18 protein-coding genes are annotated in these 26,705 nt (G+C 54.9%); 6 read left to right on the top strand and 12 right to left on the bottom strand.

What is annotated here, in order from left to right; all coding sequences use genetic code 11:
• The gene (locus NA624_RS06055; protein ID WP_000017173.1) at positions 1 to 1,302 is read right to left on the bottom strand and encodes an MFS transporter; all 1,302 of its coding nucleotides are present in this window, start codon (positions 1,300 to 1,302) and stop codon (positions 1 to 3) included.
• Positions 1,303 to 1,548: 246 nt separating this feature from the next.
• Between NA624_RS06055 and NA624_RS06050 the strand changes: the two genes are divergently transcribed.
• Both NA624_RS06050 and NA624_RS06045 read left to right on the top strand, forming a co-directional pair.
• Positions 1,549 to 1,935 carry a DUF3461 family protein gene (locus NA624_RS06050; protein WP_000272193.1) on the top strand — a complete coding sequence of 129 codons (387 nt, stop codon included), beginning with the start codon at positions 1,549 to 1,551 and terminating at the stop codon, positions 1,933 to 1,935.
• Between the two features lie 185 nt (positions 1,936 to 2,120).
• The gene (locus NA624_RS06045) at positions 2,121 to 5,090 is read left to right on the top strand and encodes a putative mucin/carbohydrate-binding domain-containing protein (protein WP_000191148.1); all 2,970 of its coding nucleotides are present in this window, start codon (positions 2,121 to 2,123) and stop codon (positions 5,088 to 5,090) included.
• Between the two features lie 123 nt (positions 5,091 to 5,213).
• Here the strand turns inward: NA624_RS06045 and cdaR are convergent, their stop codons facing one another.
• The 3 genes from cdaR to dgt all read right to left on the bottom strand — a co-directional run bounded on the left by cdaR (position 5,214) and on the right by dgt (position 9,598).
• Positions 5,214 to 6,371, bottom strand: coding sequence for a DNA-binding transcriptional regulator CdaR (gene cdaR / locus NA624_RS06040; RefSeq protein WP_000929420.1), 1,158 nt, complete (start codon positions 6,369 to 6,371; stop codon positions 5,214 to 5,216).
• Positions 6,372 to 6,523: 152 nt separating this feature from the next.
• Positions 6,524 to 7,951, bottom strand: a complete 1,428-nt coding sequence (degP, locus tag NA624_RS06035) for a serine endoprotease DegP (protein ID WP_000753958.1) — start codon at positions 7,949 to 7,951, stop codon at positions 6,524 to 6,526.
• A gap of 129 nt (positions 7,952 to 8,080) precedes the next feature.
• A complete protein-coding gene (dgt, locus tag NA624_RS06030) occupies positions 8,081 to 9,598 on the bottom strand; it encodes a dGTPase (RefSeq protein ID WP_000146450.1) in 1,518 nt (505 codons plus the stop codon).
• An 84-nt stretch (positions 9,599 to 9,682) separates the two neighbouring features.
• Between dgt and mtnN the strand changes: the two genes are divergently transcribed.
• From mtnN to NA624_RS06015, 3 genes are read left to right on the top strand one after another with little or no spacing between them, the layout of a single operon-like run.
• Positions 9,683 to 10,381, top strand: a complete 699-nt coding sequence (gene mtnN / locus NA624_RS06025) for a 5'-methylthioadenosine/S-adenosylhomocysteine nucleosidase (protein ID WP_000689861.1) — start codon at positions 9,683 to 9,685, stop codon at positions 10,379 to 10,381.
• A complete protein-coding gene (btuF, locus tag NA624_RS06020) occupies positions 10,374 to 11,174 on the top strand; it encodes a vitamin B12 ABC transporter substrate-binding protein BtuF (protein WP_001118835.1) in 801 nt (266 codons plus the stop codon). Before mtnN ends, btuF begins: the two co-directional genes overlap by 8 nt.
• A 36-nt stretch (positions 11,175 to 11,210) precedes the next feature.
• Positions 11,211 to 11,834, top strand: coding sequence for a TRIC cation channel family protein (locus NA624_RS06015; RefSeq protein WP_000964234.1), 624 nt, complete (start codon positions 11,211 to 11,213; stop codon positions 11,832 to 11,834).
• 100 nt (positions 11,835 to 11,934) lie between these two features.
• Here the strand turns inward: NA624_RS06015 and erpA are convergent, their stop codons facing one another.
• Positions 11,935 to 12,279 carry an iron-sulfur cluster insertion protein ErpA gene (erpA, locus tag NA624_RS06010; RefSeq protein WP_001278668.1) on the bottom strand — a complete coding sequence of 115 codons (345 nt, stop codon included), beginning with the start codon at positions 12,277 to 12,279 and terminating at the stop codon, positions 11,935 to 11,937.
• 81 nt (positions 12,280 to 12,360) lie between these two features.
• Complete coding sequence (gene clcA, locus NA624_RS06005) at positions 12,361 to 13,782, bottom strand: H(+)/Cl(-) exchange transporter ClcA (RefSeq protein ID WP_000845430.1); 1,422 nt, start codon at positions 13,780 to 13,782, stop codon at positions 12,361 to 12,363.
• A gap of 169 nt (positions 13,783 to 13,951) precedes the next feature.
• Here clcA and hemL point away from each other — a divergent pair, with 169 nt between their 5' ends.
• On the top strand, positions 13,952 to 15,232 hold the full coding sequence (hemL, locus tag NA624_RS06000; RefSeq protein ID WP_000045246.1) for a glutamate-1-semialdehyde 2,1-aminomutase: 1,281 nt from the start codon (positions 13,952 to 13,954) through the stop codon (positions 15,230 to 15,232).
• Positions 15,233 to 15,316: 84 nt separating this feature from the next.
• Here the strand turns inward: hemL and fhuB are convergent, their stop codons facing one another.
• The 6 genes from fhuB to hrpB form a co-directional block, all read right to left on the bottom strand.
• Positions 15,317 to 17,356 (bottom strand): Fe(3+)-hydroxamate ABC transporter permease FhuB, encoded by a 2,040-nt coding sequence (fhuB, locus tag NA624_RS05995; RefSeq protein ID WP_001542777.1) that lies wholly within the window; start codon positions 17,354 to 17,356, stop codon positions 15,317 to 15,319.
• A gap of 14 nt (positions 17,357 to 17,370) precedes the next feature.
• Complete coding sequence (fhuD, locus tag NA624_RS05990) at positions 17,371 to 18,261, bottom strand: Fe(3+)-hydroxamate ABC transporter substrate-binding protein FhuD (RefSeq protein WP_001205355.1); 891 nt, start codon at positions 18,259 to 18,261, stop codon at positions 17,371 to 17,373.
• Positions 18,261 to 19,058, bottom strand: coding sequence for a Fe3+-hydroxamate ABC transporter ATP-binding protein FhuC (gene fhuC, locus NA624_RS05985; protein WP_001157205.1), 798 nt, complete (start codon positions 19,056 to 19,058; stop codon positions 18,261 to 18,263). The genes fhuD and fhuC overlap by 1 nt, the downstream gene beginning before the upstream one ends.
• A 48-nt stretch (positions 19,059 to 19,106) precedes the next feature.
• On the bottom strand, positions 19,107 to 21,296 hold the full coding sequence (gene fhuA / locus NA624_RS05980; protein ID WP_000113229.1) for a ferrichrome porin FhuA: 2,190 nt from the start codon (positions 21,294 to 21,296) through the stop codon (positions 19,107 to 19,109).
• Positions 21,297 to 21,588: 292 nt separating this feature from the next.
• The gene (gene mrcB / locus NA624_RS05975) at positions 21,589 to 24,108 is read right to left on the bottom strand and encodes a bifunctional glycosyl transferase/transpeptidase (RefSeq protein ID WP_000918126.1); all 2,520 of its coding nucleotides are present in this window, start codon (positions 24,106 to 24,108) and stop codon (positions 21,589 to 21,591) included.
• Positions 24,109 to 24,248: 140 nt separating this feature from the next.
• Positions 24,249 to 26,678 carry an ATP-dependent helicase HrpB gene (gene hrpB / locus NA624_RS05970; protein WP_024134452.1) on the bottom strand — a complete coding sequence of 810 codons (2,430 nt, stop codon included), beginning with the start codon at positions 26,676 to 26,678 and terminating at the stop codon, positions 24,249 to 24,251.
• Positions 26,679 to 26,705: the final 27 nt, after the last annotated feature.

Below are 26,705 nucleotides of genomic sequence, written 5' to 3'. Positions count from 1 at the left end.
TTACGGCGAATGCGGTAACACGGTTTCCGGCGCAATCTTTGCCGCAAATGCCGAAGCCAACGCAGTCAAAACGACATAACCGGCAACCAAAGTCCAACTGTTATCATAGACTGCGCTTAACGCTTTAGCGATAAACGGCGTGAATCCCCCTGCCACAACCGCCCCCAACTGAGCGCCAATTGATGAACCGCTGTAGCGTACAGGCGGATGAAACAGTCCGGCGAAAAAAGAAGGTTGCACGGCATTCAGTGAATTATGACCAATGTTAATAAGCAGAACGTAGCCCATTGTCATCAGTATGAGCGAACGGCTTTCCAGCAGCCAGAAAAAGGGAAAAGCCATTGCCGCGACAAAAAGCGCGCCGAAAATATACACCTGACGGCAGCCACGCCGATCCGACATGATGCCAAATAGCACGTGCATGGGATACGCCAGCAGACAGGTGAACATTACAATGTACAGAATAGTCAGGCTGGCAATCCCAAGCTGCGTCGTCGCCCAGGAAACCGCGAAGACGGTGGCAAGAAAAAAGGGAACGCTTTCCGCAAAACGTAGAATTATAATCAGCAAAATGCTGCGCCATTGTTCTCGTACCACTTTGACCACCGGCCTTTCTTCTTTTTGCTGCATATGCTTAATGGCCTGCTGCTTTTTAAACGCACGGAAGACAGGCGTCTCATCCAGACGATGACGCATATATAATCCAGGCAGCACCAAAAGCGCACTGAGCAGAAAAGGAATACGCCATCCCCACAATAACAACGCATCCTTCGGTAATTGGGTCACGACTATAAATGCGCCTGTCGCCAATAATTGTCCCGTGAGTCCTCCTGTTTGCGATAGCGCGCTTAACCGCCCCCGGTGCTTTCCAGCAGCATATTCCACGACCATTAACATGGCGCCTCCCCATTCGCCTCCAACCATAAATCCCTGCAGAAAACGCAGAATAACCAGTAAGGCAGGCGCCAGCGCGCCAATACTGGCGTAAGAAGGCAGGCAACCGATGAGAAACGTGACCGCGCCCATCCCACCTAACGTGATTAATAACGTGTTTTTACGCCCAAGCGTATCTCCCCTGTTGCCAAAAAATAGCGCGCCCAGCGGCCGGGAAATAAATCCCACGCCGAAACTGGCAAAAGAAGATAACGTTGCAGTCAATGGGCTGGCGCCAGGGAAAAAAAGCGGGCCAAATATCAGCGCGCTTGCCAGGCCGTATAATAGAAAATCATAATATTCAATGGAGTTTCCTATCCAGGCGGAAATCACCACCCGGCGAATAGTAGCATTATACGTTCCGGACATAGACTCCGCCTCTCAAGGTTATCGACCACTACCTCCGGTCAATTTTCCACACTGACCTCAAACGCTTTCTCTATAAACGGAATATCGCGTTGAATTACTTAAACTATCAATAACCACCGCCCTTTTACTCATGACGTTGCCGAGACGTCTTCTGCGATCAACCGCGCTTTTTTTGTATCCATTGGTGGCGAAAAACCAACTTTTCGTTAATTATTCAAAAGTTATAGTGTGATGAAGGATACCGCTATGTATGACAATCTAAAAAGTCTGGGCATTACCAATCCTGAGGAAATCGATCGTTACAGCCTGCGGCAAGAAGCCAATAACGATATCCTGAAAATCTATTTTCAAAAGGATAGAGGTGAATTCTTTGCTAAAAGCGTGAAGTTTAAGTATCCACGCCAGCGTAAAACGGTGGTGGCCGATGGCATCGGTCAGGGTTATAAAGAAGTACAGGAGATTAGCCCTAACCTACGCTATGTGATTGACGAGCTGGACCAAATCTGCCAGCGCGACCGCTCAGAACTCGATCTCAAACGTAAGATCCTCGACGACTTGCGCCACCTGGAAAGCGTCGTCGCGAATAAGATCAGTGAAATCGAAGCCGATCTGGACAAGCTTACCCGCAAATAAAAAAGCTGCCGGGGCTTCATTTCGGGCCCCTCTCACTCTGCTGCTCCCTCTCATCCGCCTCACGGCTACCACCATTTTTCATCACTATGCCTCACAGCGGCTCAATACATATCATTTCGTTATCCTGCTGTATTTATTAATAAAAATAAAAAGCTATGTTCATCCTCCCTATTTATGGAGGTTATATGACTCAGGAAATCACGCTAACATGTTATTCGCTGCCTGCGGCCCCCGGACTGGATAACATCAAATTTGAAAAGGGGCGCGAGCACGACCGCCAGGCGCTGGGATTTATTCTGCCAGCGAATACGCAGCTGCAAATCCGCCAGCCAAATAACAACGCCGGTAACGCCAGACTCCGTCTGCTGTGCAATGACTCAGCGTGTGAGAAGTCGCTTACGCTGAACGGCAACTGGCAAACGATCAGCACAACGGTCGATTCCGTTCCCTTTATTGATACCCTCTTTTTTGCGCAGGGCGGCGAGTTTTCGGTGATCTACCGACAGCCAACCAGCAATAAAAATTTGCCACACTGGCGTAAGGGGCAATCCGAAGACACTTTTTTCCAGACCTGGGAAGAACAGGCGTCGCCTTTTGCCCTGCTGGAACTGGACCGTGTGCGTTTTCTGCTGCCCTGGGCGGATCGCGCTAATGTCATCAACGCCGGTATCACCGCGCTGGATGCGTACTATACGCGAGTGATCGACGCCTATAATGACTGGACTGGTCTCAGCGATAGCCCTGCTTCGCCGCTTAATCAAAATGTCGCTAACCGCTATTTTATTAAAGCGGATAAACACGGCGTCGGCGCGGCTTATTATCTCCCCTGGTGGTGCGCGCAAACGGCTGCAACATTAAGCCAGGGGTGGATCGATAATGTCGTCACGCAGTGGACGATTCTGCATGAAATCGGTCACGGCTATCAGGGCGTCTTTATGAATGACGTCGACCTGCCAGTCGGTGAGGTGTGGAACAACATTTACGCCGCGTTTTTCCAGCAGCTTAACCTGAACCAGGGGAACCATCTTTATACCGACGGCTGGCTCTATGATTACGGACGGCAGTCTGAGCAGGAATTGCAATTCATTACCCATCTGCGGAATCGCACGCCGATTAGCGCCTGGGGCGTCCGACCCCGTCTGCAATTTCTGATGCTGATGTTATTTAAAGGCGGAACAGAAGCCTTCCGGGTGTTTAACCAGAACTACCGCGAGCTGGGTGCTGACGAAAACTTTTTGCCCTGCGAGCATCGTCTGACCGATCTGCTGGCGGACGCCATCGCCACAGCCTCAGGTTATGACGTCGCGCCGTTTATTCAGCTGTGCGGCTTACCGGTCGATGCGTTCACCCGCGAGCAGATCGCCGCACAGGCGGTAAAACCCGTCTGGCCGCTTTACGATCTGCTGCCGGAGCGCGAATGGGAAAGCGCGCGCCAGCAGTTGGGACTGGACTCTTTTGTCTGGCTGGTTGAAAACGCCGAGCTGGCGGCGCTGAACAAAACGGGAACGCTCACGCTAACGCTGAATATCGATCAGCCGGAGCAACTTTATGGACGCGCCTTAACGCTACACGACAACGCCGGCAACACGTATACATTGCCCGTCAACGACAGTACGCTCACGTTAACTCCCCTGCCCATTGGCATTTACCATCTCACCCTGCCCAAAGGGCGATCGCAGAAATACCGCCCGGACACGGACTATGTGGTTATCCGCGAAGGGGAAAACGCGCTTACCGTTAATTTCACCGCCTTGCAGGACAGCACCGCGCATAACGAGCAGTTGATTTTCCTCGGCTACGGCGACATGCCCTTCGCCCGTTTAGCCGTGGATCATGAGGCCAGACAATTAGTTCTGGACATCACGAAAGCCACGCCGCACAGCTACTTCGCGAATACGTTATACGCCAGCATAACGGTGTTAACCGCCAGCGGCGAAAAGGTTTTTGAACGTAAGATGAACGGAACAAACTGCGCCACCGAAAAAATTGTGGTGCCGTTTAGCGACCACTACCACCTTTATCTTTATCATGCCGAGCCTGGCCGCCTGAAAGCCTCGCCGGGCTATCTGACATTGGTCTCGTCGACGAAATATCAGTTACTGCGTCTTGATAGCGAAGGGCTTTATCATTTTTCGCTCAACAACGATCCTGCCGCAGATCTCCAGGCTATGTTTATCCATCGCGCAGATGCTATCCGCGCCTGCCCTTCATTGATGGCGCAACCTTATGCCGCTTGCAAAAACGATCTCTGGCTGATGCTCTCCCACATTGAAGAGCCGACCCGTAGCGCGTTAATGCGCGACAGCGTTGATGTGCTGCCGACGGATAACAGCGAGCCGGGCGAAGGCATCGGTAAAGGCGTGACGTTGCAGTTACGCGGACAAGGCGACAGAACGTTTTGCCAGCTTGCTTACGATAATCGGCAACAGCGCATGACAATAGAAACACTGGCCGGGCAGCCTCATCCCTACTATACCGCGACATACAGCACGCTCACGGTGAAGGAGGAGTCCGGCGAGGTTATCTATAGCCGTCATTATGATGGCATCACCCACTATTCAGCCGATAGCGATACGGTTGTTTTGCAAGCGGGAATGTACATTGAGCTCTTCCATGACGAACCTTACCGTTGCAACGCCATCAATGAAACGACCGGGCAAAACGTCACGCTGAAAAAACACAACCGCTGGCGCGTGGTGAGCGATGGGCTGGAGGTCGACTCACCGGAACAAACGGAAGAGAAAAATACCTCCGATGCTGCCGCATTATATGGCGATAAATTCAGCTGGCAGCTTATTGGCAAGGAAGAAAATGGTTTTGCCAGTATGGAAATAGACATCCGTGCGCAACAATTTATCTTTACCGCATACCCAATTGTGCCGCATAGCGACTTCGCAACGGAATATGCGGCAGTGACGATTTATAATACGCGCGGTACGGTGGTTTACCGTCAGTCGATAAAAGGTTCGGTGCAGCTTGGCGGCTATACTGACGTCTGCGGGCTGGGTGAGGATTATACGATTGAGGTCTTTCATGCCGAGGGCGCAGACCAGTCGGTTATCCGCAACCCGCTCAATGGCGAAAGCTGGCCGCAGCCGCAACACGTGATCTGGCAGGTCACGGCGCGGGGATTGCAGCGCCTGACCACGAATTAACCCCCCCCCCCATCACAGCGTCTTCGGGCGCTGTGAGATTACGTTGTCGAATGGCGGTTTTGCCTAATCCGGCCTACCACTTCGCCCAAGTTCCCTGCTCTGGTCAGCGAAGCGCTGCCGGACTTAACGCTGTTCATCCAGCTGTAGCGCCACATACAGCAACAGCCGATCGTCAAAATTTCCCAAATCCAGCCCGGTCAGTTCCGAAATACGATTTAGCCGATATTCCAGCGTGTTACGATGAATAAACAGTGCCTTAGAGGTCGCCAGCGGCTGGACATTATGGCGAAACCACGCCGTCAGCGTCCGACGTAATAATCCGTTGTTATCCATCGCTTTGAGTTTTACCAGCGGGCGCGCCAGCTCATTGGCCTGCCAGCCGCCACGCAGGCTATCTAACAGAACCGGCAGCATCAAATCCTGATAAAAATAGCTGCGGCTTTCTGGCATCCGCTGTTTGCCGACCATCATCGTGGTGCGCGCCGTGCGGTATGAGCGTGCAATACTGCCCGGCCCGGTAAAGTAATTGCCCAGCGCCACGCGAAAACGTAGCTGACCATTCTCTTTCATTCGCGAGATAAGCTGCTCTACGCGCTTACGATGATCTTCAGCATCCCAACGACCAAACGAGTTTAAGGCGGGTTTGAGCACCACCATCTCGGTGAGAGACACAATGGCTATCAGGTTGTTACGCTCCGGCGTGGTAAGCGCATTCTGCAACTGCTGAAGTTCCGCCATTGCGCTATCGACGCCAAGCTGGCCGCTGTCGACTTCCACCACCGCCGCCACACGTGGCTGGTTCAAATCGATCCCCAAACGCTGCGCCCATTCCACCAGCGCCGGCGTATTTTCTTCGGCCTGAATCAGGTTCATCACCAGCTCTTCGCGCAAACGGCTATCCTGCGCCAAAAGGTGCATTAACCGCGACTGCTCCAGCATCATTTCGGCAGTCATACACACCAGTTCGCCATATTTACGCAGATGCTCTGGTTCGCCGGTGAGGCCGATCACGCCGACAATTTCGCCCTCAAGGCGTAAGGGAAGATTAATCCCCTGACGCACCCCGTGCAGGTGTCGCGCCACGGCGTCGTCGATATCCACAACCCGGCCCTGCGACAGCACTAACAGCGCGCCTTCGTGCAATTCACCAATACGTTCCCGATCGCCGCTGCCGATAATGCGCCCGCGGGCATCCATTACGTTGATATTGGTATCGATGATGCGCATAGTGCGCGCCACGATATCCTGCGCCATTTTGGTATCAAGATGCCAGCCAGCCATAAATCCCTCCTGTGAGCAGAGCACAAGCATAAGGAAGATGACAGGTCTCGACATTGTGCAAATGCACAAAACAGTGCAAAGAAGTATGGAGTTGTGGGGGGTTTCACAGAAAAGTGTTGCCCCCTTCCATGGCGGAAGGGGGACAAAGGTGATTACTGCATCAGCAAATAAATAGAACTATCACCACGCTGAATATTCAGCGCCAGCACCGACGGCTTGCTGTCGAGAATTTTACGCAGCTCGGCGATATTTTTCACCGGCTGCTGGTTAGCGCCGATAATCACATCACCTTTTTTGAGGCCAATTTGCGCGGCGGGTGAATTCGCTTTCACGCTGCTCACCACAACGCCTTTATCCTGGCCTTTATTGCTCATTTCAGCGCCTTCAATCCCGCTGAAGATGGTGCTGGAATCAACCTGACTCTGGCTGCTCTGCTGCAGTTCCAGATTAACCGTAATCGCTTTACCCTCACGCAGCAGACCGAGGCTGATTTTGCTGCCGACCGGCATAGTGCCGACCTGAGCGCGCAGCGCCGCAAAGCTGCTGATCGGTTTACCGTTCAGCGAGGTAATAACATCCCCGGCTTTGATACCCGCTTTCGCCGCGGACGAATTCGGCATCACCTGGCTGACGAACGCGCCACGCTGGGCGTCGACTTTCATCGCTTTCGCCAATTCGGAATTCAGCTCAGTCCCCATGATCCCCAGTTCGCCGCGTTTCACCTGGCCGTATTCCACCATCTGCGACGTCAGGTTTTTCACCATGTTACTGGGGATAGCGAAGCCGATACCGATGTTGCCGCCGTCCGGCGCCAGAATCGCGGTGTTAATACCGATCAGCTCACCGTTCAGGTTCACCAGCGCGCCGCCGGAGTTACCGCGGTTAATCGCGGCGTCGGTCTGAATAAAGTTCTCGTAATTTTCTACGTTCAGGCCGCTACGCCCCAGCGCCGAAACGATACCTGACGTCACCGTTTCGCCCAGACCAAACGGGTTACCAATAGCGACGGTATAATCCCCCACGCGCAGCGCGTCGGAGTCCGCCAGCTTAATCGCCGTCAGGTTCTTCGGATTCTGAATTTGAATCAGCGCGATATCAGAACGTGGATCTTTGCCCACCACTTTAGCATCGAATTTACGTCCATCGCTAAGCTGTACTTTAATCACGCTGGCGTTATCAACCACGTGGTTGTTGGTAACGACGTAGCCCTTTGCGGCGTCAATAATTACGCCGGAGCCCAGCGCCATGAATTTCTGTTGTTGACCGCCGTTGCCGCCGTTACCGCCGCCCTGGCAGAACGGAGAATTCTGGAACGGAGAACCGTCCTGGCAGAACGGGGAGTCATCGCCAAAGAACTGCTGGAAATTACGCGGCATACGCGGCGTATTCACCGTGGTGCTACCTTCTACATTAATACTGACCACCGATGGCATCACTTTTTCGAGCATCGGTGCCAGGCTTGGCATCTGCTGGGCAGTCATTGCTGAAGAGGACGTTTCAGCCGCCGTGGCAGACAGAGGCGACAATGCCAAACCTAAACTCAGAGCCAGTGCACTCATTGCTAATGTGGTTTTTTTCATGTGTTTCAATCTCGATTAACAGGTAACGCAAAATTGCTGTGTACGTCAGATTCATTTTATAACGCGAAGTTCCGGAACAAAGTTTCTGGAAAAAGTAAAAATTTATTGTCCATCTTTACAAAAGTCCATTTACTGTTCGACCGCCATCAAACGCCGATATTCATCCCATGCGTAAAGGTCAGTCATCCCGCTGATATAATCCTGAATCAACCGACAGCGATAATAATATTCCAGTACCGGGTACTCCGCCGAATCCGTAGGTAATTTACTGACGACTTCCACGTAGGCCAAACGATGGCGCGTAGAAAGTTTCTGAAATAAGCGCGATTCTATGGGGAAGCGTTTCAACCGTTCCTTTTCCACCAGCTCGCGAAAGTCGTTAAGCGACAAACTTAATAGCGGCTGATAGATATCTAATAATCCGCTGATCACCCGGTATCCCTGTAGTTCAAGCTGTTCTACATCCGGATGGCTAAACACATGTTCAACCGCCACATTCTTATAGAGTTCAAGCAGGCGGCTAAAACCGCTGGCATCTTCCAGTAACGCCTGATTGAAGGTACCGGCAAAAATCTGCGGCAAATTATCAATAAAACGCTGAGCGGCATAGGGCACCAGTTTATTTAATGTATTTACCCGTAAATACATAAAAAACTGATCTTCGGTACTGCGGCTTAATGTATTGGCGCGTGATTTTTCCCACGCATTTCCTACCACCAGCTCAAACAGCGAATCCTTCTCATGGTGGCCCCACGCGTGATATAAATGGTGATAAAGCTGCTCAACGCTAAAGATTCTTTTCTCTACCGCGTCTTCAAGATCGGCAACACAATAAGAAATATCATCTGCGGCTTCCATAATCCACGTTAATGGAAAGCGACTGTAAGGCGCTAACTGAAGTTCTTTACGTAACCTCGCAATATACTTCTCTTCAGAAAGATAATAGCCCGGTTTCTTCATTAAATAGCGATGGGAATCCGGCACCGGCCCTCGCCACCATGCCGGACGGGTATATTTTAAAATTCCGCCAACCTGCGCCCAGGTAAGATTCATCCGCATGAGCGTATGTACCAGACGAATTCCCTGTGCATTGCCTTCAAAATGGCAGATATCCTGACGTACCTTGCGGCGAATATCGTTCAGATTTTCTTCGCCTTCCTGTAACCGTAGCGAGGAAACCACACAGCGATCATGCGTGAGCGGCTGACTTTCCGCATCTTCCGGATGCAGCCGCTGACGAAACCAGTCATTGATCGCCGCCTCGCCAAAATGACCGAACGGCGGATTACCAATGTCGTGCATCAGGCAGGCCATTTCCACAATACTTTCAAAGGGACCGGTCAGCGCATCCAGACCGTACTCCTCCAGTCGGTTTTGCTCTTTCAGGCGGCTTAAAATCTCTTTCGCGATATAACGCCCTACCTGCTGCACCTCCATCGAATGCGTCAGGCGAGTACGCACCGCGGCATTGCGCTCCAGCGGGAAAACCTGCGTTTTTTGCTGCAAACGGCGTATAGCCGGAGAGTTGATAATCCGCCCGCGATCGCTTTCAAAAATCCGCAGGATCTCATGTTCCGTCTTTACGCCCTGCGGTGAACGATAACGACGATGCCAGTTAATTTTATTTCGGAAATCGATCGATGCCATATCCTCTCCCCGCCTGAGAAATGCGCTTCCCCATAAGCGCATGATAAACTATGCCCTCAAAACTGACTTATCGCGAGTAAATCTATGAAAATCGGCATCATTGGCGCAATGGAAGAAGAAGTTACGCTGCTGCGTGACAAAATTAACAACCGTCAGACGATTACGCTGGGCGGCTGCGAAATTTACACCGGCCAGTTGAACGGCACCGAAGTGGCGTTGCTGAAATCTGGTATCGGTAAAGTCGCGGCGGCGCTGGGCGCAACGTTGCTTCTGGAGCACTGCAAACCGGACGTGATCATCAATACCGGTTCCGCAGGCGGTCTGGCGTCCACGCTGAAGGTCGGCGATATCGTCGTCTCTGACGAAGCGCGTTACCACGACGCTGATGTGACCGCTTTCGGCTATGAATACGGGCAATTACCGGGCTGTCCGGCCGGATTTAAGGCCGATGATAAACTGATCGCCGCCGCAGAATCCTGCATCAGAGAGCTGAATCTGAACGCGGTACGCGGCCTTATTGTTAGCGGCGACGCGTTTATTAACGGCTCCGTCGGGCTGGCAAAAATTCGGCATAACTTCCCCGACGCGGTCGCCGTAGAGATGGAAGCCACCGCTATCGCACACGTCTGCTATAACTTCAACGTGCCGTTCGTGGTTGTACGCGCTATTTCTGACGTGGCCGATCAGCAATCGCACCTCAGCTTTGACGAATTCCTCGCGGTGGCGGCGAAACAGTCGACTCTGATGGTCGAGACGCTGGTACAGAAACTGGCGCATGGCTAAGCAAATGTTCAGGGCGCTGGTCGCCCTGCTGCTTACGCTCCCGGTGTGGCTTTACGCTGCGCCGCGCGTCATTACCCTCTCTCCCGCCAATACGGAGCTCGCTTTTGCCGCCGGGATTACGCCCGTTGGCGTCAGCAGCTATTCCGACTACCCGCCCGAAGCGCAAAAAATAGAACAGGTCTCTACCTGGCAGGGAATGAATCTGGAACGCATTGTGGCGCTGAAGCCGGATCTGGTCGTCGCCTGGCGCGGCGGTAATGCGGAACGCCAGGTAAACCAACTGACGTCATTAGGTATTAAGGTCATATGGGTGGACGCGGTAAGCATCGAACAGATCGCCGACACGCTCCGTCAACTGGCCGCCTGGAGCCCGCAGCCGGAAAAGGCTCAGCAGGCAGCGCAGACATTGCTAAACGAGTACGCCGCGCTCAACGCCGAGTATGCCGGTAAAGCTAAAAAGCGCGTCTTTCTTCAGTTTGGCATGAATCCTCTGTTTACCAGTGGTAAAGGGTCTATTCAACATCAGGTTTTGACGACCTGCGGCGGAGAAAACGTCTTTGCTGACAGCCGCGTGCCGTGGCCGCAAGTCAGCCGTGAACAGGTGCTGGCAAGGCATCCTCAGGCCATTATCGTGGCCGGAAAAGCGGGCGAAATTCTCAAAATTGAACAATACTGGGGAAACCTGTTAAAAATTCCGGTTATTCCGCTTAACAGCGACTGGTTTGAACGCGCAAGCCCGCGTATTATCCTCGCCGCAAAACAACTCTGTAATGCGCTTTCACAGGTGAATTAGAGCCTGTCTTACCAGGCTCCCAGTGGGGATTCGACAATGCTCGTCTATTGGCTGGATATTGTAGGCACGGCTGTATTTGCTATCTCTGGCGTGTTGCTGGCCGGGAAATTACGTATGGACCCGTTCGGCGTCCTGGTGCTCGGCGTCGTTACTGCCGTCGGCGGCGGGACAATCCGCGATATGGCGCTGGATAACGGCCCGGTATTCTGGGTTAAAGATCCTACCGATTTGGTCGTCGCCATGGTCACCAGTATGCTGACCATCCTGCTGGTTCGCCAGCCAAGACGTCTGCCGAAATGGATGTTGCCGGTACTGGATGCGGTCGGGCTGGCGGTGTTTGTCGGCATTGGGGTGAATAAAGCCTTCCTCGCTGAAACGGGGCCATTAGTGGCAGTCTGTATGGGCGTGATTACCGGCGTCGGCGGCGGGATTATTCGCGATGTTCTGGCACGCGAGATTCCCATGATCCTACGCACCGAAATCTATGCCACGGCCTGTATTATCGGCGGGATTGTTCACGCCACCGCGTTTTATACGTTTTCAGTACCGCTGGAAAGCGCCAGCATGATGGGTATGGTCGTCACGCTGTTCATTCGGCTGGCGGCCATTCGCTGGCATTTGAAATTGCCGACGTTTGCACTGGATGAAAACGGACGTTGATATTGTTTTGCCCGATGGCGCTACGCTTATCGGGCCTACAGGAAAGATGTTGTAGGCCGGATAAGACGCTCGCGTCGCCATCCGGCACAACGAACAGCAATCAAATGCTGAAGGAAGAGCCACACCCGCAGGTACTTTTCGCATTCGGGTTGGTTACAATGAAGCGGGAACCTTCCAGGCCTTCGGTATAATCCACCGAACCACCCACCAGATACTGCAAACTCATCGGGTCAACCACCAGGCCAACGCCCTGTTTTTCGATGGTCATATCCCCTTCGTTAACCTGATCGTCAAAGGTAAAACCATACTGGAAGCCGCTGCAACCACCGCCGGTGATATACACGCGCAGTTTCAGATTCGGGTTATCTTCGTCAGCGATAAGACTTTTTACTTTATTCGCTGCTGCGTCGGTAAACTGCAGCGGCAGCGCTACGTCATCACTCATATTTTGCTCCAAACGACATCGGTAATTGGATAAATTTTCACCCAATATTGGCAGTCATTATCTAATACCCTGGTAATTCGTTCAAGTATTCTCGCCCGCAGGCGCATTCTGGTTTTTCGCCGCCTGTTCCGCATCCTGCTTCGCCAGAGTGCGCGCCAGGATGGTTGAGTATAACGGTTTCCCGCCCAAAAACTGGGCTAATAGTGTCGCGCCAAGACAGGTGATAATCATTGGCAAAATGAGCTGATAGTTATCGGTCATCTCCAGCACCAGCACAATCCCCGTCAACGGGGCGCGCACCGACGCCGCCATCAGCGCCCCCATCCCGGCAATCGCAAAGGTACCGGCCTCCAGGTGATACTGCGGGAAAAGCACTGCCGCCGCCATACCGAAGGCCGTACCAAGCAGCGTTCCCAGCGCCAGCATCGGGGCGAAAATGCCCCCCGGCGCGCCGGAAGAAAAGCAAAGCAGCGTCGTGACCACCCGGGTAATAAAGATGAACAGCAGTAGCCCGACGCTAAAATTACCTGCCGCGGCGATAGGAATAAGGTTAAATCCGCCGCCTGCCGCTTCCGGCTCAATCAACCCCAGAATACCGCACAGGCCGCCGATCGCGCCGCCCATAAGCACCCATTTTTTAATTTCGCCGCCATGAAAGCGCTGAAACATATCCTGGGTACGCAGCACCAACGAATTAAATACCGGCCCGACGCAGCCAAAAATAATACCGAGGATAAGGTATAACCACAGCGTGTTAACCGGCGCATCAGACAGTTTGCCGACTTCAATAATCGGCGCTTCGCCGTTAAATATGCGGAACACAATGCTCGACATGATGACGCCGGTAAACACCGCTTTAATCGAAATCAGGTTGTAGCGAAACTGCGGGCGCATCTCTTCAATAATAAACAGGATACCCGCCAGCGGCGCGTTAAACGCCGCAGAGAGCCCCGCCGCCGCGCCGGTCGCCAGCAACGTATGCCGCGCTTCGGCGCTGCGCATACGAAAAACATCCAGCACCATGCGCCCCAGGTTGCCCCCGATTTGTACCGTTGGCCCTTCGCGCCCTAATACCATTCCTGCGCCCAACGTCCCCATCCCGCCGATAAACTTCACCGGCAACACGCGCCACCAGCGCACCGGACGTAACTCCTCCAGCGCGCCTTCAATTTCCGGGATACCCGAGCCGCCGGCTTCCGGCGCAAATTTTCGTACCAAAAAGTAGCCGACCATCGCCAGTAACGCCGAAAGGATAAAGGCCAGCGGCCAAAGCAAAAACGCATGGTCCGCGACCTGAACCAACGCGCCAATGCGCATGTTTTGTACCCAGGAAACCGCCTTTTCAAAGGCGACGCCAACCAGTCCGGTAAGCGTGCCGACAACGGCCGCCATGAACAGGATGGCCAGCGGCGTTTTATCCCGCTGCATTAACCGGCGAATCTGATCTCTGCGCCGTAAGCGCACAATTTGCTGAGCTAAAAAGGTGGAAGTGTCTGTTTTCATCAGAAGATCATTAATTGGTAATACAAATCTAAAGTCGGCATTCTACTCGCCAACGCCGCGAAAATCCCCTGCAAATCGTATTGTTTCAAATGCGTAAAACTTTCATAACCTTCTCTGAATAACTTAGAATAGCGGGTATTCACTTTTTCTACGAACCAGGAATCTTTCCATGAGTAAGTCTGAAAATCTCTATAGCGCGGCCCGCGAGCTGATCCCCGGCGGTGTGAACTCCCCTGTTCGCGCCTTCACTGGCGTGGGCGGCACCCCGCTGTTTATCGAAAAAGCGGACGGCGCGTATCTGTACGATGTCGATGGCAAAGCGTATATCGACTATGTCGGTTCCTGGGGGCCAATGGTACTGGGGCATAACCACCCGGCTATCCGCAATGCGGTGATCGAAGCTGCGGAGCGCGGTTTAAGCTTCGGCGCGCCAACCGAAATGGAAGTGAAAATGGCGGAACTGGTCACCAACCTGGTGCCGACCATGGACATGGTGCGCATGGTGAACTCCGGTACCGAAGCGACGATGAGCGCTATTCGCCTGGCGCGTGGTTTTACTGGCCGCGATAAGATTATCAAATTCGAAGGCTGCTACCACGGCCACGCAGACTGCCTGCTGGTCAAAGCCGGTTCTGGCGCGCTGACGCTCGGTCAGCCGAACTCGCCGGGCGTGCCGGCAGATTTCGCGAAACATACGCTGACCTGCACTTATAACGATCTGGCGTCAGTGCGCGCGGCGTTTGAACAATATCCGCAGGAAATCGCCTGTATCATCGTCGAGCCGGTGGCGGGCAACATGAACTGCGTCCCGCCGCTGCCGGAATTCCTGCCCGGTCTGCGCGCCTTGTGCGATGAGTTCGGCGCGCTGCTGATTATCGACGAAGTGATGACCGGTTTTCGCGTAGCGCTGGCCGGAGCCCAGGATTACTACGGCGTCGTGCCGGACCTGACCTGTCTGGGTAAAATCATCGGCGGCGGGATGCCGGTAGGCGCGTTTGGCGGTCGTCGCGATGTAATGGATGCGCTGGCGCCGACGGGCCCGGTTTACCAGGCGGGCACCCTTTCCGGCAACCCTATTGCGATGGCGGCCGGTTTCGCCTGCCTGAATGAAGTCGCCCAGCCCGGCATTCATGAAACGCTGGATGAGCTCACCACCCGTCTGGCGGAAGGGCTGTGCGAAGCGGCGCAGGAAGCGGGGATCCCACTGGTCGTCAACCATGTCGGCGGCATGTTCGGGATTTTCTTCACCGACGCTGAGAGCGTAACCTGCTATCAGGACGTGATGGCGTGCGACGTTGAACGCTTTAAGCGTTTCTTCCACCTGATGCTGGAGGAAGGCGTGTATCTGGCGCCATCGGCGTTTGAGGCGGGTTTTATGTCGGTCGCACACAGCATGGACGACATTAATAGTACTATTGACGCCGCGCGCCGGGTGTTTGCGAAATTGTAAAGGATGAATTGCCGGGTGACGATTACCCGGCCTACATTCTACGCCGTAGGCCGGATAAGGCATTTATGCCGCCATCCGGCAAACTCAGCGGCTCTGTTTACGTAGCAAATAGATAAAGTACGGCGCGCCAATAAAGCTTGAAAGCAGTCCCGCCGGGATCTGATACGGAAATAGCGCCATCCTACCGCACCAGTCGGCAAAGACCAGTAAAACGCCCCCTGCCAGCGCCGAGATGACCATATGCGGCATCGTCCGGCGAAAACCGAGCATCCGCGCAATATGCGGCGCCATCAGTCCAACGAAACTCAGCGGCCCAATGGTCATCGTCGCAGTTGCCGTCAAACAAGCCGCCAGCGCCAGCAGCGCGATACGCGACGGCGTAAGCGCCATGCCCACCGCGCGCGCGGCATCGCCGCCCAGTGGCAAAATCGTTAACCAGCGGCGACACAATGGCACAATTGCCAGCAAAATTACCATCACGATCGCGGTTCGCGTAACCTGCCCGCCAGTGGCGTTATAGGTAGATCCTGCGATCCAGGTCAACACTTCCGCCATCCGCGGGTCGCCGCTCGCCTGGAGCATCATTAGCAGCATGGTAAACGCGGTGCTGAGCGCCATCCCCGCCAGCAACATCCGTTGTGGCGAGAAACCGCCGCGTCCGGCGGCTAACATAATAATCAGCAGTGTCGCCGCCGCGCCCAGGCTTCCGGCGGGCAGTAGCCAACCGAAGGCATTCCCCGGCACCAAAAACAGCATCAACACCACGCCAAACGCGGCTCCGGAACTGATCCCCAGCACTTCCGGACTGGCCATTGGATTACCGGTCAGACGCTGAATAATGCAGCCCGCCACCGCCAGCATGACGCCCGCCATTAACGCCGCCAGTATCCGCGGCCAGCGCCACGGCAACAGTTCTTCAAGCAGCGTTCCGCTCGCCCACGTCCAGCCGTGCGCGTCGCGACCAAAAGAGAGCGCGACCCATGTTGCCAGTAGCAGGAGCGCGCCACCGGCAACGGCAAAAGCGAGGACATGCCGACGCTCCGCCGCCACACGATCGCTGGCGTTCATATCCGGCGCGCTCATGCTTTTAAGCCGCGGCAGCAGCCACAGGAGCAGCGGCGCGCCGATTAGCGCCGTCACTGAACCGGTGGAAACTTCCATCCATACGCGGGTGAGCCAAAGGATAATCTGATCGGATAGCCACAAAATAAGCGCCCCAATGAGCGGCGCCAGCATCAGGCGCGCCAGCAGACGTCTTGCGCCAAGCATTTTCGCCAGCAGCGGCGCAAACAGGCCGATAAAACCGATAATGCCCACCGCGTTGACCAGCAGCGCGCTCAACACAATCGCCAACGACAGCGCCGCCAGACGCGCTAACGACAGCGCCAGCCCCAGATTACGCGCAACGCCGTCATCCAGCCCCATCAGCGTCATCGGACGTAGCAACAATAACGTGAGCATCACACCGCCCAGCAACTGCGGCCACAGACGCTGCACGCCGCTCCAGTCGGTTTGCGTCAGCGTTCCGGTGCTCCATAAAAACATGCTTTGCAACTGATCGTGGTGGAAAATCACCAGTAACTGGTTGATTGCACCACAATAGAGGCTAACCACCAACCCAGCGAGGATCAGGGTCACTGGCGACAGACGTTTGCCCCACGCCACGCCGAACACCAGCGCGCCGACGATACAGGCTCCCGTCAGGGCGGCAAACTGCGTGGCCAGCGCGCCGGGAATCGCCCAAAGCGTAGTCACCGTGATCCCCAATTGCGCGCCGGTCGCCACACCCAGCGTGGTCGGTTCCGCCAGCGGGTTACGTAATACTTGCTGGAACAGGACGCCTACCAGCCCAAGCCCCGCGCCCACCAGCAGCGAAATCGCCAGTCTTGGCAGCAGGCTGTAATGAAAAATCATCTGCTCAATGATGTCGATATCCGGTGACCAGATAGCCTGTTGCCACTGACTGCGCGGTAGCGCAACGGAGAAGTTACCCCATGTCAGCCAGCAGGCGGCAACAAACAGCGCCAATAACAGCAACGCCGGATGGCGGCTTCGCCTTATCCGGCCTACAAAGCACCCGAACCGTAGGTCGGATAAGGCGTTTTTCGCGCCGCCATCCGGCATTTCACGTTTTCTGCTCACGCTTTGCCTCCCAACACGTTATCCAGGATGCGGACAAAATGCATCGTGGAGAGGGTCGCGCCATAGAACCAAACGGCGGGCACCCGGTGAAAGCGCCCGGCGCGGACAAACGGCATGGCCTGCCACAGCGGCGTTGCCATCAGCGCGTTCATATCGGTGCTATTCCCGTGATCGAAGCAGATCACATCCGCTTCTTTATACATCGCCAGCCGATCGATGCTGACCGCCGTACTGCCCCAAAACTTGGTTTCACCCTGCCAGGCATTGACAATGCCATACTCGTCCAGCACCTCCTGGAACAGGCAATTCGGGCCGAGCACCAGCATATGCCGTGGATCGATAAGCGTCGTCATCAGTAACGGACGCCCCCCGCGGCGGATAAAATGCGGCTTCTGGCTGGCGATGAAGCGATCGTATTGCGCCAGATGTTTTTCTGCCGCAGCTTCCAGATTCAGCGTCTGCGCCAGTTCAACCAGCGAGCGTCGGGCCACCGCCAGCGGCTTTTTGCCGTCGCTAAAATCGAACCCGCGCCCCGGCGCGATCCGCGCCAATTTTTCCGGCGAGGGTCCGTAACCTGCCGACCAGACCATAAACGACGGCTTCATCTCCGTCAGCAGTTCGAGATTGGGTTCAGTGCGAAGACCCACATCAATCACCGAATCCGGCAACGGCGGTTCGCTAACCCACAGCTTATAATTTGGTACGTCCGCCACGCCATAAGGCGTAATACCGAGCGCCAGCAGCAGCTCAACCGGCAGCCACTCCAGCGCCACAATCCGGCGGGGATCGATAGCGGCAGCCTGCGCCGTATTCATTTGCCACAGCAGCGGCGAGAGCGCCATCGCCGTTAATAAACGGCGGCGAGTAAGAGGATATAAATCACGCATTAATACACAAAACTCACAGGTGCCGCGCCCGCCGGATGCTGAAGGATACCCATCGGGATACCGTAAATCTGCTCCAGCGTGTCACTGCGCATCAGTTCCGCAGGCGTTCCTTGCGCAATCATTTCACCGCCGCGTAGCGCGACTAAATAATCACAGTAGCGGGCCGCCATGTTGATATCGTGCAGCACCGCAACCACCGTCAGCCCGCGCTGCTGGCTTAAACGATGCACCAGCGCCAGCACGTCAACCTGATGGGCGATATCCAGCGCTGACGTCGGCTCATCCAGCAGCAGACAACGGCTGTCCTGCGCGACCAGCATGGCAATCCACGCGCGCTGGCGCTCGCCGCCGGAAAGACTGTCTACCAGACGATGCGCCAGCGGTTTTAAGCCGACCAGCGTAATCGCCTCGTCTACTTTTTCCCGGTCCGCGACGCCAAAGCGCCCCAGCGCGCCGTGCCACGGATAGCGGCCAATCGCTACCAGTTCGCGCACCGTCATTCCTTCCGCCTGCGGCAATTGTTGAGGCAGATAGGCAACTTTGCGGGCAAACGCCTTGCTGCTCCAGCTCGCCAGCGGCTGATTGTCGAGCAGAATATCCCCTTCGGAAGGCGGCTGATGGCGGCCCAGCATTTTTAACAGCGTGGATTTACCGGAACCATTATGGCCGATAAGTCCGGTGACGCGACCTGCGGGAAACGTTAACGAGAGAGGGTGTAAAAGCGTGCGGCCCGGCACACGAAAGGCGACGCTTCGCAGCGCAAAGGTGGTATCGGAATGAATGTGGTTTTCCTGCATCGCAGCCAACTTGTAAAACGGGCACGGCAAGCCGTGCCCAAAAAGAAATTAGAAACGGAAGGTTGCCGTTGCAACGACCTGACGTTCTGCGCCCCAGAAACAGCCGTAGGTCTGGAAGCAGCTGGCGACGTATTCGCGGTCGAGCAGATTATTAACGTTAACCGCAATGCTGGAGCCCGCCATACCAAAACGCGCCAGATCGTACTTGACGACCGCATCCATCACCGCTGCGCTGCCTACCTTGAAGCTATTGGCCGGATCGCCGTAACTGGAACCAATAAAACGACCGCCTGTTCCCAGCGTTAAACCTGACAACGGACCGTCGTTGAAGGTGTAATCGCCCCACAACGACGCCATGTGTTCAGGCACCTGCTCTGGCGTATTCCCTTTCAGATTAGTGTCTTTCGTGTATTCAGCATCAGTATAAGTGTAAGACGCCGTCATATTGATGTTAGCCGTCAATGCTGCTTTGGCTTCCAGCTCTACACCTCGCGCACGAATTTCGCCTGCCGGCACCTGCGCTAATGGGTTGGTTGGATCGGCGGTCAGGTTATTGGTTTTGGTCAACTGATAAACGGCACCCGTAACAACAACCGGCATGTCTTTCGGTACATATTTCACCCCTGCTTCATATTGCTCGCCTTTTGACGGCTTGTAAGAAACGCGTGGGGTGCTCCACAAATCGAAGGCGCTTGGCTCGAAAGATTGGCTATAGCTGAAGTAAGGTGAAATTCCATTATCGAATACGTAGTTTACGCCACCGCGCCAGGTGAACTGGTGGTCATTACGTTCAATATATCCTTCTGTCGGCGTAGTGGAATTCTGACGCACCGTTGTCGCTTGTTTAGACCAGTCATAACGGCCGCCGAGAGTAAATACCCACTTATTCCATTCCGCCTGATCCTGAACATAAAGGCCTGTTTGTTTACTTTCGTTCATCTGGTACGGCTCAGCGCCGCCGAAAGCAAAGTATTCAGGATGGTAATTGTTATAGAGATCGATTGACGGCGCGCTACCAAACGTCGCGTTAATATCATTACGCATACGCATGAAATCGACACCCGTCAGCAACGTATGATCAATATCGCCGGTCGCGAATTTACTTTCCAGTTGTGTATCTACGCTGAAATTCTGTAAACGCTCGTTGTCAACGATAGTACCGCGGTTAAGCGTATGGCCGTCCGCCGCAATCCCCGTGCCATAGACGCTTTTTTGCGCGGTTTTCATTTCGACAAAACGTAAATTCTGGCGCACGGTAAAAGTGTCGTTGAAGCCATGCTCGAAACTGTATCCCACCATTTTCTCGTTACGAGAATAGGTGTTGTTTGACGCCCCTTCGTTGAAATCCGTTGGCAGACGTTTACCATTCGGTAATGGTTCAACCGTTCCCTCTTTCGGCAGCCAGCCGTAGTAGCCGGTCTCTGGTTCGTTCTGGAAATAAGAAAGGAACGTAAAATTCGTTTTCTCATCCGGACGCCAGGTAAAAGAGGGCGCAATCGCATAGCGCTGCGACTCAGAACTCTTTTGCTGCTCATTTGTCGAACGCGCCAGTCCCGTCAGACGATATGAGAACTCACCGTTGTCATCCAGGGAATCACTAAAATCAAAACCGGTCTGGAACAAATTGTCCGTCCCCATTTTGAATTGAATTTCTTTCAGCGGCTCAGTAGTCGGCCGCTTGCTAACCATCGAAATGATACCGCCCGGGTTGCTCTTACCGTAGAGAACGGACGTTGGGCCACGCATCAACTCAACACGCTCAAGCATGTAGGGATCAATAACCGCATCGTTGTAGAAGTTACCCTGCAATTTCAGGCCATCCAGATAGTTATTCTGGCTCAGGCCGACGGAAGAGAAGCCACGGATAATCACGAAGTCATAGGTATTGGAAGCGCCGCGGCTGCTTACCGTTACGCCCGGCGTGTAACCCAACGCTTCTTTTACTGACTGGAATTGATGCATCTGCATCTCTTCGTTAGTGACCACCGAAACCGACTGTGGCGTTTTTTCGATAGGTGTATCAGTTTTGGTGGTGGTGGCGGAACGCTTCGCGGCAATGGTCGGAGCCGGCCCCCAGGCACTTTCCTGCGCGACAGGCGCTGCGGTTACGGTAATGGTTTCTTCTTTCGGTTGAACCGCCGCCTGTGCATAGACAGACATGCCGCTAACCGCTGTGGCTACTACAACTGCGATTTTACGCAGTGAGGAGTTTGGCTGAGCAGTTTTAAGACGCGCCATTGGTATATCTCTGATGAAAGTGAATGATAACGTAAACGATAATTATTATTATAACAGCAGCATGATAGGCGAAATATCGTCGCAATGGCAAGCGATACGCGGCCCTACGAAAACTAAGGGGTTAAGAAACAACCAGATGAAAAGGAAGGGTTAATAAATTAGACTGAAATGTTATTTATAGGGGATTTGCCGGATGGCGACGTAAGCATCTTATTCGGCCTACGTCGCGCGTAATGGAGTCGTAACGGTGTAGACCGGGTAAGCACAGCGCCACCCGGCACTATTACCGTGATTAATTGCCGCCGAACATCTCCTTAATCCAGCCGGCAACGCCGTCGCTCTTCTCTTCTTTCGGCGGCTGTTGCTGCGCAGGCTGTTGCGGCTGAGACGACTGATCGAACGGATTGCCTGACGGCTGCTGTTGCTGCATCATCTCGCCCTGCTGGCACAGCGTATTTGGATCGTCCGTCCAGACCGGCAGAGTGCGCATACCGCCGCTACAGACAAAATTACCGTCGTAATCAACGCCCATATCCACCACATCTTCCGGCGGCGTCAGAACTAAAGGCGTCGGCGTCTGGTTCGCCAGATAGCGCTGGTAAATCGCCATCGCGCCGCTGGCACCGTACAATTTCGTCGGCTGGTTGTTATCACGGCCTACCCAGGTGATAGTCACCTGGCTGCCGTCGATACCGGCAAACCAGGTATCGACATTGTTGTTTGTCGTCCCGGTTTTACCCGCCAGATGCAGACCCGGATATTTCGCGCCAAGCTGACGCCCCGTACCACGCTGGACGACCTGCTGCATTGTCCATAGCGTCAGGTAAGCCGCCTGTGCCGGTACGGCGCGTTCAGCTTGCGGATAACTTTGGTACAGCACCTTACCATCTTCCGCAATAACCGAACGCAGCGCTGATAACGGCGCGCGATTTCCGCCGCTGGCGATAGTCTGGAACGCTTGCGCCACTTCGATCGGCGTCAGGTTCAGCGCCCCTAACAGCATCGCCGGAACCGGATTGAGCTGATCTTTCGGCACGCCGAGCTTCGTCCAGGTATCGGTTACCGCCGGTAAACCTAACGCCATCCCCAGATTGACCGTCGGTACGTTCATTGAGCGAGTTAACGCATCCACCAGCATCACTTTCCCGCTTTCGCTGTAGCGACGATCGTCGTTCTGCGGCGACCAGACCTGACCATTCGGCTGGCGCAGAGAAATCGGCGCATCGGCAATCCAGGTGTTCAGACGGTATAAGTTCGGCTGACTTAACGCGGTCAGATAGGTCGCCGGTTTCGCCAGCGACCCGATGGAACGGCGCGCCTGCATGGCACGGTTATAGCCGGCATACTGCGGCTCCGCCCCGCCAACCATCGCGCGCACCTCGCCGCTAAAGCGATCCACTACCACCATCGCGGTTTCCAGATCGCTCAATTTACGCTGCTTCTTCAACGCCGGAATGCCTTCGACAACGGCTTTTTCTGCGGCATCCTGCGCCACGGAGTCAAAGGTGGTGAAGATCTTCACGCCGGAGAGATCTTTAATTTTATCCCCCAGCTTCGCCTGCAGTTCCTGACGAACCATCTGCATAAACGCTGGCTGCGGTGAAATAACGCCGCCGCGCGGCTGTACGCCAAGCGGACGCGCGCTCAGCATGTCATAGAGTTCCTGATCGATGATTTTCTGCTGCTGTAACAGGCGTAACACCAGGTTACGACGCTCCAGCGCCAGTTTCGGGTTGCGCCACGGGTTATAAATCGACGCCCCTTTAACCATCCCAACCAGTAACGCCTGCTGATCGAGGCTCAGTTCCTCTACCGGACGACCAAAGTAATACAGGCTCGCCAGAGGAAAACCGCGAATTTCATTGTCCCCGCTTTGACCGAGGTAGACCTCGTTCATGTACAGCTCAAGAATACGATCTTTACTGTAACGGGCATCCATGATCAGCGCCATGTAGGCTTCATTCGCTTTACGCCAGTATGATCTTTCGCTGGAGAGGAACAGGTTCTTCACCAGCTGCTGGGTTAGCGTACTGGCCCCCTGCACCGTGCGTCCCGCCGTCAGGTTGGCCAGCACCGCACGCCCGATAGAGTAAAGACTAATGCCATCATGCTCATAGAAATGACGGTCTTCCGTCGCCAACAGCGTATCGACCAGCAGATCCGGGAAACCGCTGCGCGGGACGAATAAACGCTGCTCGCCATTTGGCGAAGAAAGCATGGTGATAAGCCGCGGATCGAGACGGAAGAAGCCAAACTGGCGGTTGTTATCCAGATTGACGATGGTTTCCAGACGCCCGTCACTGAACGTCAGCCGCGCGCGCACCTGCCCTTCTTTGCTGTCCGGGAAGTCAAACGGACGACGGATCATCTCAATGCTATTGGCCTGCACGGTAAATTCGCCGGGACGGGTCATCTTCGTCACCAGACGATACTGCGTCGCTTCCAGCAATTTCACCATCTCGTTTTTGCTGACAGGCATGTCTGGCTCAAGGTTCACCATCCGGCCATATACCGCCGCCGGAAGCTGCCAGACCTTGCCATCAATACGGCTGCGGATTTTTTGATCCAGATAGACGCCGTAAATGGCGAACAGCACCACAAAAACGATAAACAGTTTTAGCAATAGCCACAGCCAGCCGCGCTTGCCACGAGGCTTACGCCCTTTGCCCTTACCTTTACGCGGCATCGGTTCTTCATCCTCATAGTCATCATCATAATCGTCGTCATGCTGCCGACGACGGCTCACCTTTTGTTTCACAGGACGTGACGGTTTCCCCTTACGTCCAATCGGCTCGCGGTCATTCCCCGCCATGCTTTTTCTCCGCAACATACAGGCGCAAAGGCCCGATTCTCTATTCTTCCGCCAGACGACAGAAGAAGAAATCTCTCAATTTACCCTTTTGCCGGATGGCGATTAACGCCTTATCCGGCCTGGAGGCAACGTATAACACGTCACGAATACTTCTTCGTGCGCCGCGTTGGGGCCGTATTCGCCGGATCGTCCGGCCAGACATGTTTGGGGTAACGGCCCTTCATCTCTTTTTGCACTTCGCGATACGCCCCCTGCCAGAAAGCGCTTAAATCGCGCGTAATCTGTAGCGGTCGCTGCGCAGGCGAAAGCAGCTCCAGCACCAGCGGCACGCGGCCCTGAGCGATGGTTGGAGTCTTCGCTTCGCCAAACATTTCCTGCATTCTGACCGCCAGAGCGGGCGGGTTATCTTCATGATAACGAATCGTTATTCGGCTTCCCGTCGGCACAGTGTAATGCCCAGGCAGTTCACTATCCAGACGTTGCAGCATGGCATAGTCAAGCAGTCCCCGTAACGCCTGAGTCACATTCAGAGATTTCAGACTCCGTAACGACTGTACGCCTGTCATGTGCGGCAGCAACCAGTTTTCCAGAGTCGCCAGCAGCGACGCCTCGTCCACGGCAGGCCAGTCATATTCCGGCAGCCATTTCGCCGCACAGTGCAGACGCAGACGGAACTGCTCCGCTTCCGGCGTCCAGTTAAGGACGGCCAGACCTTTATCGCGGATGCCGTTCAGCATCGCCTGATGAAGCTCCTCTTCAGACGGCTTCGCCAGTGGCTGAACGCTAACCGTCAACTGTCCAATACGCATTCTGCGCCACGCTTTCAACGTTCCCTGCGCTTCGTCCCATTCAACCGTGTCAGACTGGCGTAGTAAATCAGGACACGACTGAATCAGCGAGGCAATATCCAGCGGCTGCGCCAACAATATTCGGGCGTCCGGCGAGGCGCTCCCTTGCAGCAACAGCGGCGCGATCAGCCATTCATGACGTCCCAACGCGTCATCCGCATCTAGCATCGCTCCCATACCATTGGCTAACTGATAGCGCCCTTCCTGACCACGGCGCCGCGCGATGCGGTCGCTAAACGCTCTGGCCAATAGCGGCATAATAAGCGCGCTATCCGGCTCGCCATTACGCACCTGCAGCCGTTTTAAAAGCTGCTGGCTACGCTGCTGCCAGCCCGGCTGTCGCCGCGAAAATAGCACGCTTAAATCCGTACCGCCGCCGCGCGGCGGGTCCTCAAGGATGGCCGCGAGCATGGCGGCGGTGGCGGCGCTATCGCCCTCGTCGGCGTTGACTAACATCGCCGCCAGACGCGGATCGTTACCCATTGCCGCCATTTTCCGCCCCCGCGCGCTTAATCGCTCGCCCTCCAGCGCGCCTAACATCAATAATAAACGGCGGGCGGCCTGAAGATTCACCTCCGGCGGCCTGTCCAGCCAGAAAAGCGATGCCGGATCGTGACATCCCCACTGCAACACCTCCATCAACAAACCGGAGAGGTCGCTGTGTAAGATTTCCGGATCGCTTTGCGCCGCCGCCCGCTCCGCCTGTTCTTTTGCCAGCAGATGTAAACAGATTCCCGGCGCCAGTCGTCCGGCGCGCCCCGCACGCTGCGTCATTGACGCCTGACTGATACGCTGCGTAACCAGCCGCGTCAGTCCCGTTCGCGCGTCGAATCGCGCCACGCGCTCCTGAGCGCTATCGACGACCAGACGAATCCCTTCAATCGTCAAACTGGTTTCGGCAATGTTAGTCGCCAACACCACTTTACGCATCCCGGCGGGTGCGGGAACAATCGCTTTGCGTTGCGCCTCCAGAGACAATGCGCCATACAGCGGACAAAGCAGGACATCACTCCCTACCCGCGACGCCAGATGTTCATGAACGCGCTGTATTTCGCCTACGCCGGGTAAAAATAGCAGCAGCGAACCGTTTTCATTGCGCAGCAGTTCCGCTGTCGCCATCGCGACGGCTTCATCAAAACGCAAATGCGCCGCAAGCGGTTGATAACGTCGCTCCACCGGGAACGCGCGCCCCTCCGAGACGATCGTCGGCGCATCAGGCAGTCGCTGACAGAGCCTGTCGTTATCCAGCGTCGCTGACATGATTAACAGCCTGAGATCGTCACGAAGCCCTTGCTGGATATCCAGCAACAGCGCCAACGCTAAATCCGCCTGTAAACTGCGCTCATGAAATTCATCCAGTATCACCAGCCCCACGCCGCGTAATTCGGGATCGCGCTGAATCATTCTGGTCAATACGCCTTCTGTCACCACTTCCAGCCGGGTACGCGGCCCCACGCAGCTTTGCGCGCGCATCCGGTAACCTACCGTTTCGCCAGGCTTTTCATTCAACGCTTCCGCCAGACGCTGCGCGACATTACGCGCCGCCAGACGACGCGGTTCAAGCAGGAGAATTTTTCCAGCAACCGGACCTTGTTGCAGGAGTTGCAACGGCAGCCAGGTGGATTTCCCCGCCCCGGTAGGCGCGGACAACAAAACCTGCGGCGCGGTTTTGAGGGCTGTCAACAATTCAGGCAATACGGCGGCAACGGGCAATGACGTCACAAACGGCTCCACGGGGTTAACTTTCTT

The organism is Salmonella sp. NW38 (genome assembly GCF_051807745.1).
GTDB classification, from domain to species: Bacteria; Pseudomonadota; Gammaproteobacteria; order Enterobacterales; family Enterobacteriaceae; genus Salmonella; species Salmonella enterica.
The sequence above is the reverse complement of the archived record's forward strand: the minus strand, read 5'-3'. Positions and strand labels throughout refer to the sequence as shown.

Excerpts from the sequence above, each read along its gene's own strand:
- NA624_RS06055 (WP_000017173.1), bottom strand. The coding sequence starts at position 1,302 with ATGTCCGGAACGTATAATGCTACTATTCGCCGGGTGGTGATTTCCGCC.
- NA624_RS06050 (WP_000272193.1), top strand. The coding sequence starts at position 1,549 with ATGTATGACAATCTAAAAAGTCTGGGCATTACCAATCCTGAGGAAATC.
- NA624_RS06045 (WP_000191148.1), top strand. The coding sequence starts at position 2,121 with ATGACTCAGGAAATCACGCTAACATGTTATTCGCTGCCTGCGGCCCCC.
- cdaR (WP_000929420.1), bottom strand. The coding sequence starts at position 6,371 with ATGGCTGGCTGGCATCTTGATACCAAAATGGCGCAGGATATCGTGGCG.
- degP (WP_000753958.1), bottom strand. The coding sequence starts at position 7,951 with ATGAAAAAAACCACATTAGCAATGAGTGCACTGGCTCTGAGTTTAGGT.
- dgt (WP_000146450.1), bottom strand. The coding sequence starts at position 9,598 with ATGGCATCGATCGATTTCCGAAATAAAATTAACTGGCATCGTCGTTAT.
- mtnN (WP_000689861.1), top strand. The coding sequence starts at position 9,683 with ATGAAAATCGGCATCATTGGCGCAATGGAAGAAGAAGTTACGCTGCTG.
- btuF (WP_001118835.1), top strand. The coding sequence starts at position 10,374 with ATGGCTAAGCAAATGTTCAGGGCGCTGGTCGCCCTGCTGCTTACGCTC.
- NA624_RS06015 (WP_000964234.1), top strand. The coding sequence starts at position 11,211 with ATGCTCGTCTATTGGCTGGATATTGTAGGCACGGCTGTATTTGCTATC.
- erpA (WP_001278668.1), bottom strand. The coding sequence starts at position 12,279 with ATGAGTGATGACGTAGCGCTGCCGCTGCAGTTTACCGACGCAGCAGCG.
- clcA (WP_000845430.1), bottom strand. The coding sequence starts at position 13,782 with ATGAAAACAGACACTTCCACCTTTTTAGCTCAGCAAATTGTGCGCTTA.
- hemL (WP_000045246.1), top strand. The coding sequence starts at position 13,952 with ATGAGTAAGTCTGAAAATCTCTATAGCGCGGCCCGCGAGCTGATCCCC.
- fhuB (WP_001542777.1), bottom strand. The coding sequence starts at position 17,356 with ATGCCGGATGGCGGCGCGAAAAACGCCTTATCCGACCTACGGTTCGGG.
- fhuD (WP_001205355.1), bottom strand. The coding sequence starts at position 18,261 with ATGCGTGATTTATATCCTCTTACTCGCCGCCGTTTATTAACGGCGATG.
- fhuC (WP_001157205.1), bottom strand. The coding sequence starts at position 19,058 with ATGCAGGAAAACCACATTCATTCCGATACCACCTTTGCGCTGCGAAGC.
- fhuA (WP_000113229.1), bottom strand. The coding sequence starts at position 21,296 with ATGGCGCGTCTTAAAACTGCTCAGCCAAACTCCTCACTGCGTAAAATC.
- mrcB (WP_000918126.1), bottom strand. The coding sequence starts at position 24,108 with ATGGCGGGGAATGACCGCGAGCCGATTGGACGTAAGGGGAAACCGTCA.